9 protein-coding genes are annotated in these 13308 nt (G+C 67.0%); 3 read left to right on the top strand and 6 right to left on the bottom strand.

The features are described 5' to 3' along the window. Positions 1-24: 24 nt before the first annotated feature. Positions 25-1002: a GMP reductase gene (locus tag DACI_RS26950; protein ID WP_012207130.1), complete on the bottom strand. Its 978-nt coding sequence runs from the start codon at positions 1000-1002 to the stop codon at positions 25-27. A 330-nt stretch (positions 1003-1332) separates the two neighbouring features. On the opposite strand from DACI_RS26950, the gene DACI_RS26945 reads away from it, so the two are divergent. Further along, the gene (locus DACI_RS26945; protein ID WP_012207129.1) at positions 1333-3801 is read left to right on the top strand and encodes a UvrD-helicase domain-containing protein; all 2469 of its coding nucleotides are present in this window, start codon (positions 1333-1335) and stop codon (positions 3799-3801) included. Between the two features lie 24 nt (positions 3802-3825). Here DACI_RS26945 and DACI_RS26940 read toward each other — a convergent pair whose 3' ends face one another. From DACI_RS26940 to DACI_RS26920, 5 genes are all read right to left on the bottom strand, one after another. After that, entirely contained in the window at positions 3826-4458 is a 633-nt protein-coding gene (locus tag DACI_RS26940; protein WP_012207128.1) for a hypothetical protein, read from the bottom strand. A gap of 275 nt (positions 4459-4733) precedes the next feature. Continuing rightward, positions 4734-6686, bottom strand: a complete 1953-nt coding sequence (locus DACI_RS26935) for a PhoX family protein (RefSeq protein WP_012207127.1) — start codon at positions 6684-6686, stop codon at positions 4734-4736. A gap of 294 nt (positions 6687-6980) precedes the next feature. Next, positions 6981-7814, bottom strand: coding sequence for a BPSS1780 family membrane protein (locus tag DACI_RS26930; protein ID WP_012207126.1), 834 nt, complete (start codon positions 7812-7814; stop codon positions 6981-6983). Between the two features lie 146 nt (positions 7815-7960). Next, a complete protein-coding gene (locus DACI_RS26925; protein ID WP_012207125.1) occupies positions 7961-8917 on the bottom strand; it encodes a homoserine kinase in 957 nt (318 codons plus the stop codon). A gap of 124 nt (positions 8918-9041) precedes the next feature. Then, entirely contained in the window at positions 9042-9413 is a 372-nt protein-coding gene (locus DACI_RS26920; RefSeq protein WP_012207124.1) for a hypothetical protein, read from the bottom strand. A gap of 72 nt (positions 9414-9485) precedes the next feature. Between DACI_RS26920 and polA the strand changes: the two genes are divergently transcribed. Next, positions 9486-12329 (top strand): DNA polymerase I, encoded by a 2844-nt coding sequence (polA, locus tag DACI_RS26915; protein WP_012207123.1) that lies wholly within the window; start codon positions 9486-9488, stop codon positions 12327-12329. 57 nt (positions 12330-12386) lie between these two features. After that, entirely contained in the window at positions 12387-13283 is an 897-nt protein-coding gene (locus tag DACI_RS26910) for a dienelactone hydrolase family protein (protein ID WP_012207122.1), read from the top strand. Positions 13284-13308 lie beyond the last annotated feature (25 nt).

The raw sequence follows: 13308 nt of genomic DNA, 5'->3' as shown, positions 1-13308 counted from the left end.
TTGGGGTGCTGGCGCGCAGCGCGCTTACATCAGCAGATGTTCGCCTGCGTTGTCACCGCCCAGGATCACGTAGTTGACCTTGCGGATGTCCATCAGCTTCTTGCCGCCGGAGTAGCTGATCGAGCTTTGCACGTCCTGCTCCATCTCGATCAGGGTGTTGGCCAGAAGGCCCTTGACGGGCTCGAGGATGCGCTTGCCCTCCACGTGCTTGTACTCGCCCTTGTTGAAGTCCGAGGCCGAGCCGTAGTACTCCTTGAAGCGTTGGCCGTTTTCCTCGACGGTCTGGCCCGGCGATTCCTCGTGGCCCGCGAACAGCGAGCCGATCATCACCATGGTGGCGCCAAAGCGCACGCTCTTGGCGATGTCGCCGTGGCTGCGGATGCCGCCATCGGCAATGATGGGCTTGGTCGCCACGCGCGCGCACCACTTGAGCGCCGACAGCTGCCAGCCACCCGTGCCAAAGCCCGTCTTGAGCTTGGTGATGCAGACCTTGCCGGGGCCGATGCCGACCTTGGTGGCGTCAGCGCCCCAGTTCTCCAGGTCGATCACGGCTTCGGGCGTGCCCACGTTGCCGGCGATCACGAAGGACCTGGGCAGCTTTTCCTTGAGGTAGCCGATCATGTTCTTCACGCTGTCGGCATGGCCGTGGGCGATGTCGATGGTGATGTATTCGGGGCACAGGCCTTCGGCGACGAAGCGGTCCACGGTGTCGTAGTCGGGCTTCTTGACGCCCAGCGAAATGGAGGCGAAGCAGCCCTTGCCCTGCATCTCGCGCACGAACTGCACGTTGTCCAGGTCAAAGCGGTGCATCACGTAGAAGTAGCCGTTCTGGGCCAGCCAGGTGCAGATGCTCTCATCCACCACCGTCTTCATGTTGGCCGGCACGGCCGGGATGCGGAAGGACCGACCGCCCAGCTCCACGCTGGCATCACACTCCGAGCGGCTTTCCACGCGGCACTTGCGCGGCAGCAGCAGGATGTTGTCGTAGTCGAAGATTTCCATTTGATTCCAAGCTCCATGAAAGGTCGCGGCAGGAACATCCCTCCGCGATGGGGCGCTTGGCTTGGAGGCCGGTCTTGCGGGCGGCGCGGGCGGGCCGCGTCGCCAGGGCGGCTGTGGCCCGGGCACAAAAAACCGGACCGCAAGAAACTTGGGCCCGGTGATTGATTCTATACGTTGCCGGCGACGGGCCTGGGCACCCTGTCGATATAGCGGTTATAGGGATGGCGTTATGAACCTGCAAGGGCGCGCTGCGCGTGCCGATTGCGGGCAGATTGCGGGAAATGCGGCATCGGTTTCCCTGGGGGGCAAGGTGCTTTCTACAATGCCGGGATGTTCCCGATCGATCTGCTCGACGGCGCCTCCGGTGCCGCACCCGCCTCCAACTCCCCTTTGCTGGCCAACCTCAACGAAGAGCAGCTTGCTGCCGTCACGCTTCCGGCCGGCCACGCGCTGATCCTGGCAGGTGCGGGCTCGGGCAAGACGCGGGTGCTGACCACGCGCATCGCCTGGCTGCTGCAGACGGGCCAGGCCACGCCGGGCTCCATCCTGGCCGTGACCTTCACCAACAAGGCGGCCAAGGAAATGCTGGCCCGCCTGTCGGCCATGCTGCCCTACAACGTGCGCGGCATGTGGATCGGCACCTTCCACGGCCTGTGCAACCGGCTGCTGCGCGCCCACCACCAGGCGGCAAAGCTGTCGTCCACCTTCCAGATCCTGGACACGCAGGACCAGCTGTCGGCCGTCAAGCGCCTGTGCAAGCAGTTCAACGTGGACGACGAGCGCTTCCCGCCCAAGCAGCTGCAGTACTTCATTGCCGGCTGCAAGGAAGAGGGCATGCGCCCCGGCGACGTGGTGGCCAATGACCCGGACACGCGCAAGAAGGTCGAGATCTACCAGCTCTACGAGGAGCAGTGCCAGCGCGAGAGCGTGGTCGATTTCGGCGAGCTGATGCTGCGCTCCTACGAGCTGCTGCGCGACGATGCCGCGCTGCGCGCCCACTACCAGCGGCGCTTTCGCCACATCATGGTCGACGAGTTCCAGGACACCAACAAGCTGCAGTACCAGTGGCTCAAGCAGCTGGCGGGCGACATGGTGGATGGCCGCCTGCAGGCCACGGGCAGCGTGATCGCCGTGGGCGACGACGACCAGAGCATCTACGCCTTTCGCGGTGCGCGCGTGGGCAACATGCAGGACTTCGTGCGCGAGTTCGACGTGCGCCAGCAGATCAAGCTGGAGCAGAACTACCGCTCCTACAGCAACATCCTGGACTGCGCCAACGCGCTCATCAGCCACAACAGCCAGCGCCTGGGCAAGAACCTGCGCACCACCCAGGGCCCGGGCGAGCCCGTGCGCATCTACGAGGCGCCCACGGACATGGCCGAGGCGCAGTGGATGGTCGAGGAAATCCAGCAGCTCGTGAAAAAGGACGGCTGGCAGCGCCAGGAAATCGCCGTGCTCTACCGCAGCAATGCGCAAAGCCGGGTGATCGAGTCGCAGCTGTTCAATGCCGCCATTCCCTACCGCGTGTACGGCGGGCTGCGCTTTTTCGAGCGCGCCGAAATCAAGCATGCGCTGGCCTACCTGCGCCTGCTGGAGAACCCGCACGACGACACCAGCTTTCTGCGCGTGGTGAACTTCCCGCCGCGCGGCATCGGCGCGCGCAGCGTGGAGACGCTGCAGGACGCGGCGCGCAGCGCGGGCTGCTCGCTGCACGATGCCGTCTCGGCGGTGCCGGGCGCGCCGGGCACCAAGCTCGCAGGCTTTGTCGCCAAGATCGACGTGCTGCGCGAGCAGACCCAGGGCCGCACGCTGCGCGAGATCATCGAGGCCATCGAGGAAGAAAGCGGCCTGCTCGAGCACTACCGCAACGAAAAGGAAGGCGCCGACCGCATCGAGAACCTGCAGGAACTCGTGAACGCGGCCGAGAGCTTTGTCACCCAGGAAGGCTTTGGCCGCGACGCCGTGGCCCTGCCGCTGGACGAGCACGACGGCGCCAGGGCACTGACGCAAAGCCCCGCCAGCCAGGGCCTGGACCCTGCGCTGCCGCTGCTGGACACGCCGCTCACGCCGCCGGCCGGCACCGTGGCCGGCATGGTTGATGCCGATACCGGCGAGACACTGTCGCCGCTGGCCGCCTTCCTGACGCACGCGGCGCTGGAGGCTGGCGACAACCAGGCCCAGGCCGGCCAGGACGCCGTGCAACTGATGACCGTGCATGCCTCCAAGGGGCTGGAGTTCGACGCCGTCTTCATCGGCGGCGTGGAAGAGGGCCTGTTCCCGCATGAGAACGCCATGATGGACCGCGGCGGCCTGGAGGAAGAACGCCGCCTGGCCTATGTGGCCATCACCCGCGCGCGCAAGCGCCTGTACCTGAGCCATTCGCAGACGCGCATGCTGCACGGGCAGACGCGCTACAACGTCAAGAGCCGCTTCTTCGACGAGCTGCCCGATGAGGCGCTCAAGTGGATCACCCCCAAGCAGGGCGGCTTTGGCAGCTACGCGCCCCGCCCCGGTGGCGGCGGTGGTGGCAGCTATGGTTCACGCGATCGCGGCGGCTTCGGCAACAAGGCCGAAGGCTGGCGCAGCGAGGTCTTCGCCAGCCCGCCCGTGCCGCCGCAAAAGGCTGCTCCGGGCCACGGCCTGCGCGTGGGCCTGAACGTGTTCCACAACAAGTTCGGCGAAGGCAAGGTGCTGGCCCTGGAAGGCACGGGCGACGACGCGCGCGCCCAGGTCAGCTTTGGGCGCCACGGCACGAAGTGGCTGGCGCTGTCCATTGCCAAGCTCACGGTCGTGGAGTGAGGCGCGGGCTGCCGCGCCCGGCGCTCAGGGCTTGACTTCGAAGCTCAGCGTCGTGGTGTGGCGCACGTCGGTGTACTTCTTGCCATCCAGCGTGACCGAGCCGTTGTCCACGCGCGCCGTCACCTCCAGCACGTACAGGCCCGGGAAGTAGGGCTTGAAGCTCACCGTGCCGTCCTGCGATGGCGCGAGCGTGCGGTACCAGCCCTCGCTGGTCTGCACGTTGACCTGGCTGGCCGCGACCTTGCGGCCCTTGAACACCAGCTGGAACGTATCGCCGCCCGCCGTGGTGGGCACCAGCTCCAGGTCGTTCACGGCCTTGGTGTCGTTGCGGCCGAAACGGGCCTGGTAGTAGGTCAGCACGCCATTGGCGCCGGGGCGCGTGGCGGCGATGCGCACATCGCCCTGGCCTGCGTCCGCGGTGAAATGATTGGCGTCGGCCTTCAGGGGAAGGCTCTTGCCGTCGGGCAGGACCTGCCTGGCGTCTTCCAGGGCCGGCAGCTGTTCCAGCGGCTTGCGCAGCTCTCCGGCATAGGCCCGGGCCTGTCCTGCGTCCTGCTGCAGCCAGAGATAGTCGGCATGCGCGGCCGGCACCGCCAGTGCGGCGGCGGCGGCCAGCCATGCGGCGGTGCTGCGAAGGATGCGGGAAGGTTCGGTCATGGAGTCTCTCCTGTGGTGTGGCTCTGCGTGCGCCTGCCGGGCCTTGAGGGGCGTGATCCGGCGGGGCTGAAGATGGTGCGATGGCGGGCGAGCGACGCCGCAATGCATCAGAAATTATAGCGAGCAGATGAGAATGAATCTTGTTTTGCACGCCAGGAGTCGGGTTCATGACATCCATGCAATTGCGGCGCAGACATGCAAAAAGGCCATGGAAATCCATGGCCTTTGTGTGGCTGCGCCACGCGCCGCAGGGCGGCGGGGCGCTGTGGCGGTGGTCAGGCCGACAGCTTGGGCTGGGCCGCGGTGCCGGTCAGGTAGCCGACGGCGGCGCCGAACTTGCCGCGATAGTTGGCGCTGATCAGCGGGTCCAGCGTGGGCTTGACCACGTTGTGGATGGCGCCCCAGTCACCGGCGTGCTGGAAGTTGCTCATGATGTAGGTCCAGCCGTTGATCTCGTCCACGGCATGCAGGCCGGTGGATTCGCCGCCTGCGGGAATCGACATCAGGCGCGACAGCTGCTTGGTGTCGATGTTGTAGGCCCACAGGAAGTTGTTCACGTGCTGGCCGCTGTCCTCGCCGATGAACAGGGTGCGCATCTTCTCCGAGAACTTGAGGTTGTCGGGGTTGCAGATCTTGTTCGGGTTGCCGGTGTTGCCCAGCGCGTCGGCGCTGATGTCCTCGCCGGCCAGCAAGGCCTTGGTGTCCACGGGCATCCACTCGCTGTTGATGGCGGCGCCTGCCGTGTCCTTCTGGCCGCCGCGCAGGTTCAGTGCCATCACGGCGCCGGCCTTGAGCTGCTTGGGGATGGACACGCCGTTGCCGGCCACGTTCAGCGCATCACCGGCCACCATGGACTTTTCGCAGTTCTGCAGGGCCGAGTAGGCCACCTTGTCCTTGGCGTTGACGGTCGTGCCTTCCATCTTGGTGAAGCCCATGCTTGCGCCCTTGAAGGCGGCGTAGCGGTGGGTTTCCAGGAAGGCGGCGGCCTTGTCCATGCCGGGGTTGATCTTGATCCACTCGACCTTGCCGTTGGCCGTGATCTTGGTGTAGCTGGCGTCGCCCGGATCGGTCTTGGCCACGGTCATGATGTCCGTGGGCTTGAGCGTGTTGGCCAGTTGCTCGATCTCGGCGCTGGTGGCAGAGCCCAGCTTGATCCAGGTCAGCGCGGCGGCGCTGCCCGATGCGGGGTCGATGGAGAAGCCCGCGCCCACCTTGGCCACGTACAGCGAACCCGAGGACAGGTCCTTTTCCTTGTCGGCCACGAAGACGAAGTAGCCGCTGTTGGTGGCGTCGTCGCCCATCAGCGCCGTGCGCTGGTCGGGCATGACCTGGACCAGCTCGTGCGAGATGCGGCCCATGCAGAAATGCTTCTTGATGCTGGCCGTGCCGTCCGCGTTGACCGTCACTTCGGGCATGTGGCCGTAGTGGTAGGGGTTGGCCTTGTTCTGGTCGCCATACAGGTTCTGGCTGAAGGCCAGCAGCTGGGCATTGCCGGAGGTGAAGGCGTCGGGCTCGTACTCTTCGCTGGACAGGTGGGTGCCCCAGGGCGACAGGCTGGCGCCGCAGGTGATCCACAGGCCGTGCACCTTGGAGGTGTCCACGTTGTGGTACTTGACCAGGCTGAGCTTGCCGGTGGTCTGGTCCTGGTCCAGCGTCAGCACGGCGATAGGCGAGGGCAGCTTGCCGTACATGTCGGTCTTGCCGTCCTGCGCCCAGGTGGTGTATTCGAACTGCACCACGGCGAACACGGGCTTGCCCTTGACGCCGTCCACCTTGGCATTGGGCACGGTCAGCAGCGAGGTGCCGTCGGGCGAATCGGAGAAGAAGTGGCGCTCGCTGCCGGCCACGGTGCGGTCGATGATCTTGTTGTTGTTGATGTCGTAGTAGCCGCCGGCCAGGATCTTGCCGCCCTTGCCGTCCGGCACTTCATCGCCGGTCACGAAGAAGGGCTGGTAGCCCAGGTCGAAGCTCTGCTCGCTGTTGTCGCTGAACTGCACCTTGAGCTGCGAGGCCACGGTCATCCTGGCCATGGCCTGGGGGTTGGCCAGCGTGGGCGCTGCCATGGAGGTGAAGCTGGCCGCCACATAGTTCTTCGCGGGGCCGTCGTCACCGCCGCCGCAGGCGGTCAGCAGGCCGGTGGCGGACACGGCGGAGCCGAGCGGCAGCAGGGGGGCGCCGGTCAGGAATTGCAGCGCCTTGCGGCGGGAGAGCATCGTGGATTGGGACATGGGGCTTCCGTTATGGGTTTGTCAGCGTCAACCCATCGGGGGCGGGATGGGCCGGGATGCCGCCGCGCACTCGCTGGCTTGACATCCGCACGGCATGCTAGGCAGCCGGTGTGACAGAGCAATGGCATCCGCATGACGAAACCGTGACAGCGTCATATGACAGCCGCCAGGCGAGGGGTGCCAGGCGATGCGGCCCGTCAAAAAAACAAAGAAGAGGCGCGAAGTAGGGCCCGAAGAACGGTCCAAAGAAAAAGCCCCTTGAAAGGGGCTTTGTGGGGTGCAGTGGCGAAGCGCTCAGCCGGACAGTCCGGGCGGCGCAGGCGGCTCGGTGCCGATGGCGTCGCTGCCATCGCTTTCATCGGGCGCTGCAAAGCAGTCGCGGAAGGTGAAGACGATGGAGGTGAAGAACATGGCGGCCAGCAGCATGGCCGTGCCGATCATCAGGCCGTTGGCAATGCTGCCCAGCACCTGGGCCAGCACGGCCGAGATCAGGGCCATCACGATGCCGGCCACGATGAACACGCCCATCCAGCTCAGGCCGAAGACCACCAGCGCGCCGATGTTGCGTACACAGGCCACCAGGCTGAAGAACACGGCCTTGACCGGGGGCACGTTGTGCCAGTGCACCAGCCCCGGCGCGTGCCAGAACAGCAGTGACAGCGGCAGGTACAGGCCCATGCTCAGCCACATGGCGGCCTGGAAGTCGGGCGACTCGGCGATCTCGCGCGTCAGCGGCTCGCCGCCCAGGTAGACGTTGGCAAACTGGCCGTCGTCCACCAGCATGGACAGGCCCATGATCAGCAGGAAGCCTGCCGCATACATGGCGCCCAGCGTGAGCATGGAGTTCAGGCGCTGGCGCCCGGTGCGAAAGGCCACCAGCAGCAGGGCCGGCGTGGGCGCACGCCCGTGCGATGCCTCGGCCGCCGCCACCATCATGGCCAGCGAGGTGGCCGGCAGCAGGCCCAGCGCGATCACGGGGCCGATCAGCGGCAGCACCGTGACCAGCGACATGGCCGCCATCGACAGAAAGAACAGCGCCGCCAGTGCCAGCGGCTGCTGGCGGAAGGTGCGGATGCCCTGCTGCACCCATTGCAGGCCGGTACGGGCGGGAACGATGAGAAGTTTCATGGGGTGAGGAAGTCGGGGCGCCTGGATGGGGCATGGCCTCTGGCATGGGCCGCGCCGCTGGCGCCCGAACGGGGACTGTACCCGAGGACGCGCGGCCCGTGGACCGCAAAGCCCTCTGTCGGCCGCGCTGTGGCGGTCTTCGGACGTCAGTCCAGCGCCACCGGGTGGGCCAGGCGCTGGCGCAGCACGCGCTCGAAATGGGTGGGGTCGTGGGGAACGAGCATGGAGGCCTCGCGCGGCAGGTGGAAATCCCACAGGCGGGAAATCCAAAAGCGCAGCGCGCCCGCGCGCAGCATGGGGTTGAACAGCTCGCGCTCGGCGGCGGTCAGGGGGCGCACCGACTGGTAGGCGTCGATCATGGCCCTGGCCTTGGTGGCGTCATGGGCGCCGTTGGCATGTTCGATGCACCAGTCGTTGAGGCACACGGCCAGGTCGAACAGCCAGCTGTCCACGCCTGCGAAGTAGAAGTCGAAGAAGCCGGTCAGGCGCTCGCCATCGAACATCACGTTGTCGCGGAACAGGTCGGCGTGCACGGGGCCGCGCGGCAGCGCCGCATAGGCGGGCGAGGCGGCCACATGGTTCTGGAAGGCCAGCTCGGAGCGCAGCAGGTCGGCCGTGGGTGCGTCTATGTGCGGGATGACCGTGGGCACGGTCTCGTTCCACCAGGGCAGGCTGCGCAGATTGGGCTGCTGGCGATCGTAGTCGCGTCCGGCCAGGTGCATGCGCGCCAGCATCTCGCCCACGGCGGCGCAGTGCGCGGGCTGGGGCGCCAGCTCGCTCTTGCCGGGCAGGCGGTTGACGATGGAGGCCGGCTTGCCGCACACGCTCAGCAGGATGTCGCCGCTGCGGGTCTCGGCCTGCGGGTCGGGCACGGGAATGCCGGCCTGCGCCAGGTGCTTCATCAGGTACAGGTAGAAGGGCAGTTGCTCGGCCGTCAGGCGCTCGAACAGCGTCAGCACCCACTCGCCCTGTTCGGTGGTGAGAAAGTAGTTGGTGTTCTCTATGCCGCCCTGGATGCCGCGCAGCTCCTTGAAGGAACCCAGGGACATGCGGCGCAGCAGCTCGCGCGCGTCTTTGTCGGAGACTTCGGTGAAAACGGCCATGTTGCATTGCCGGCCTTCAGGGCGCGGCGGAAATCGTTGTCGTCAGATATGGAAAGAGGGCAGCGCCGTCAGGTGCTGCCCCCTGGGATGCCGCCGGGCCGGGGCCCGGACAGTCCGGTGAGGATCAGAACTTCTTGAGGTTCCAGACGCGCGTGCCGTTGGTGCCGTCGCCATCGCCGCGGTTGCGCGAGGAACGGGCGCCGTCGTTGGACTGCACTTCATACGAAGGCATGTCGCCGACCTTGGGCTGCACGGTGATGCTGCGGGTCTGGCCGCCCACGCGCAACTCGTCAACGCGGCTGCCGCCATCTTCCACATGGATGTGTTCCACGCGCTGGTTGGTTCGGTCGCGGCCCTCGGGCTTGGCCGTGTCCGGCGCGGTCTGCTCGGTCGCCGCCGCAGGAGCGGTGGAGGCAGCCGGGGCAGGCGTGGGGTTCTGGGCCAGCACGGAGCTGGCGGCCAGGGTCAGGAAGATGAAAAGTGTAGCGGCGCGCATAGGCTCCATTGTAGAACTTGCAGCGGGCGCTGTCCCGCCCTGTCACCCTGCCGGCGCGTGCACAATCGGCGCATGAGCAATTCCAAGACCCTGGTGCTGATCGACGGCTCCAGCTACCTCTACCGCGCCTACCACGCCATGCCGGACCTGCGCGCCGAGCCCGGCAACCCGGAAAGCCCTGCCACGGGCGCCATCCGCGGCATGATCAACATGCTCCAGGCGATCAGGAAGGAAGTGGCGGCCGACTACGCCGTCTGCGTGTTCGACACCAGCGGACCCACCTTCCGCGACACGCTCTACCCCGAATACAAGGCGCACCGCTCGCCCATGCCCGACGATCTGCGCTCGCAGATCGAGCCCATCCATGAAGTGGTCCGCCTGCTGGGCTGGCCGGTGCTGGCCATCCAGGGCGTGGAGGCCGACGACGTGATCGGCACCCTGGCCAAGACGGCCGCCGCCCAGGGCGTGAACGTGGTGATCTCCAGTGGCGACAAGGACCTGTCCCAGCTGGTGGACTCCCACATCATGGTGATGGACACCATGAGCGGCAAGCGCCGCGACGTGGCCGGCGTGACGGCCGAGTTCGGCGTGCCGCCCACGCAGATGATCGACTACCAGGCCCTGGTCGGCGATGCCGTGGACAACGTGCCCGGCGTGTCCAAGGTGGGCCCCAAGACGGCCGTCAAGTGGCTGGCAGAGCACGGCTCGCTCGACGGCCTGATTGCTGCGGCCGACGGCATCAAGGGCGTGGCCGGCCAGAACCTGCGCGATGCCATCGCCTCGGGCCAGCTGGCGCTGAGCCGCCAGCTGGTCACCATGAAGACCGACTGCGACCTGAGCGCCGAAGTGCCCACCCTGCCGGTGCTCGACGCGCTGGCGCCGCGCGAGCCCGATACCGCGCCGCTGCGCGACTTCTATGAGCGCTACGGCTTCAAGGGCCTGGCGCGCATGCTCGGCGGTGCCGCGCCCGAGCCCGATGCGCTGGAAGCCGTCAAGGCCGGCCGCAAGCCAGCGGCCAAGCCGCGTGCCGACCAGTCCACGGGCGACATGTTTGCCCAGGAGCAGGCCGAATCCGACGACGCCACCACCGAGGCCGAGGCCGTCCAGCAGCGCCCGCTGGACTATGACGTGGTGCTGACCTGGGAAGCGTTCGACCAGTGGCTGGCCAAGATCAACGCCGCCGAACTCACGGCCCTGGATACCGAAACCACCTCGCTGGACGAGATGCGTGCCGAGATCGTGGGCATCTCGCTGAGCGTGGAGCCCGGCGCCGCTGCCTACATCCCCCTGCGCCATGCCGGCCCCGACGCGCCCGAGCAACTGCCGGCCGACGAGGTGCTGCAGCGCCTCAAGCCCTGGCTGGAGGATGCGGCCCGGCCCAAGCTGGGCCAGCACGTCAAGTACGACCGCCATGTCTTCGCCAATGCCGGCATCGAGGTGCACGGCTATGTGCACGACACCATGCTGCAAAGCTATGTGCTGGAAGTGCACCGCCCGCACGGCCTGGCCAGCCTGGCGCTGCGCCACACCAACCGCACGGGCATCAGCTATGAAGACCTGTGCGGCAAGGGCGCCCACCAGATCCCGTTCGCCCAGGTGCCCGTGGACAAGGCTGCCGCCTATGCCTGCGAGGATGCCGACCAGACCCTGGACGTGCACCGCGTGCTGTGGCCGCAGCTGCAGGCCAACGACGGCCTGCGCGGCGTCTACGAGCTGGAGATCGCCACCAGCGAGGCCCTGTTCCGCATAGAGCGCAACGGCGTGCTCATCGATGCCGCCACGCTGGCCAGGCAGAGCAACGACCTGGGCCAGCGCATCGTGCAGCTGGAGCAGGAGGCCTACGACATCGCGGGCCAGCCCTTCAACCTGGCCAGCCCCAAGCAGCTGGGCGAAATCTTTTTCGACAAGCTGGGCATGCCCGTGGTCAAGAAGACGGCCACCGGCGCACGCAGCACCGACGAAGAGGTGCTGGAGAAGCTGGCCGAGGACTATCCGCTGCCCGCCAAGCTGCTGGAACACCGCAGCCTGTCCAAGCTCAAGGGCACCTATACCGACAAGCTGGCCCAGCTGGCGCTGCCGCGCACGGGCCGCGTGCACACGCACTACGCCCAGGCCGTGGCCGTGACGGGGCGCCTGTCCAGCAACGACCCCAACCTGCAGAACATCCCCATCCGCACGCCCGAAGGCCGGCGCGTGCGCGAGGCCTTCATTGCCGCGCCCGGCCATGTGATCGCCAGCGCCGACTACTCGCAGATCGAGCTGCGCATCATGGCCCACCTGTCGGGCGACGAGTCCCTGCTGCGCGCCTTCCACGAAGGCCGCGACGTGCACCGTGCCACGGCATCGGAAGTCTTCAACGTGGAGCTGGAGCAGGTCAGCAGCGAGCAGCGCCGCTACGCCAAGGTCATCAACTTCGGGCTGATCTACGGCATGAGCAGCTTTGGCCTGGCCAAGAACCTGGGCATAGAGACCAAGGCCGCGGCCGCCTACATCGACCGCTATTTCCAGCGCTATCCGGGCGTCAAGCGCTACATGGACGAGACGGTGGAATTCGCGCGCGACCACGGCTACGTGGAAACCGTCTTCGGCCGCCGCCTGTACCTGGTGGACATCAACGGCGGCAGCGGCCCGCGCAAGAAGGCGGCCGAACGCCAGGCCATCAACGCGCCCATGCAGGGCACGGCGGCCGATCTGATCAAGAAGGCCATGGTGGCAGTGCAGGCCGAGCTCGATGCCAGGCAGTCCGAGGTCCGCGTCATCATGCAGGTGCACGACGAACTGGTGTTCGAGCTGCCCGAAGGCGAGTCGGACTGGGTGCGCACCGAGATCCCGCGCCTGATGGCCGGCGTGGCCGACTTGAAGGTGCCGCTGCTCGCCGAGGTGGGCCTGGGACCCAACTGGGACAAGGCACATTGAGCTTCACGCAGGCATCGTAGACTTGGCCGGTTCTCAACCACCACCAAGGAGAGATGCATGCGTGACGATCAGCAGCAAGACCTGAAGGCCCTGGTTCCGGGGCGCAGCAGCGAAGAGGGGCCCACGCGGCGCCTGGCATTGCAGACGGCCCTGGGCCTGGGCTATGCCGCAGCGGCCACGCCGCTCATGGCGCAGACCGCCATCTCCACGCCGGCCGACGGCCTGACGGCCGGCGAGGTGCATTTCACCGTGAACGGCTTCAAGGTGCCCGCCTACCGCGCCGCGCCCGCGGGCAAGAAGAATGTGCCCGTGGTGCTGGTGATCTCCGAGATCTTCGGCGTGCATGAATACATTGCCGACACCTGCCGCCGCCTGGCGCGTGCCGGCTACCTGGCCATTGCCCCCGATCTGTATGCGCGCCAGGGCGACCCCAAGACCTATACCGACATCGCCAAGCTCATGAGCGAGCTGGTCTCCAAGGTGCCCGACGAGCAGGTCATGGCCGACCTGGACGGCGCCGTGCAATGGGCCGGCACCCAGGGCGGCGATACGGCGCGCGTGGCCATCACGGGCTTTTGCTGGGGCGGGCGCATCACCTGGCTGTATGCGGCCCATGGCCCGGTCAAGGCCGGCGTGGCCTGGTACGGCCGGCTGGAGGGCGCCAAGACGGCGCTGCAGCCACGCCATCCGCTGGAGCTGGTCTCCAGCCTCAAGGCGCCGGTGCTGGGCCTGTATGGCGGGCAGGACACGGGCATTCCGCTGGAATCCGTGGAGCGCATGCGCGAGGCGCTCAAGCAGGGCTCGGCAGCGGCCAAGGCCTCGGAGTTCGTGATCTACCCGGAGGCGCCCCACGCCTTCCATGCCGACTACCGGCCCAGCTACCGCGAGCAGGCTGCGCGCGACGGCTGGCAAAAAATGCTGGCCTGGTTCAACAAGAACGGCGTCGCGCCCTGAGCTTTTTCGCGCAGGGGGGCTTGAC

It is taken from the genome of Delftia acidovorans SPH-1 (genome assembly GCF_000018665.1).
Lineage (GTDB): Bacteria > Pseudomonadota > Gammaproteobacteria > Burkholderiales > Burkholderiaceae_C > Comamonas > Comamonas acidovorans.
This window is presented reverse-complemented; position numbering and strand designations above follow the sequence as displayed.

Coding starts and splice junctions, on each gene's coding strand:
- DACI_RS26950 (WP_012207130.1), bottom strand. CDS start 1,002: ATGGAAATCTTCGACTACGACAACATCCTGCTGCTGCCGCGCAAGTGC.
- DACI_RS26945 (WP_012207129.1), top strand. CDS start 1,333: ATGTTCCCGATCGATCTGCTCGACGGCGCCTCCGGTGCCGCACCCGCC.
- DACI_RS26940 (WP_012207128.1), bottom strand. CDS start 4,458: ATGACCGAACCTTCCCGCATCCTTCGCAGCACCGCCGCATGGCTGGCC.
- DACI_RS26935 (WP_012207127.1), bottom strand. CDS start 6,686: ATGTCCCAATCCACGATGCTCTCCCGCCGCAAGGCGCTGCAATTCCTG.
- DACI_RS26930 (WP_012207126.1), bottom strand. CDS start 7,814: ATGAAACTTCTCATCGTTCCCGCCCGTACCGGCCTGCAATGGGTGCAG.
- DACI_RS26925 (WP_012207125.1), bottom strand. CDS start 8,917: ATGGCCGTTTTCACCGAAGTCTCCGACAAAGACGCGCGCGAGCTGCTG.
- DACI_RS26920 (WP_012207124.1), bottom strand. CDS start 9,413: ATGCGCGCCGCTACACTTTTCATCTTCCTGACCCTGGCCGCCAGCTCC.
- polA (WP_012207123.1), top strand. CDS start 9,486: ATGAGCAATTCCAAGACCCTGGTGCTGATCGACGGCTCCAGCTACCTC.
- DACI_RS26910 (WP_012207122.1), top strand. CDS start 12,387: ATGCGTGACGATCAGCAGCAAGACCTGAAGGCCCTGGTTCCGGGGCGC.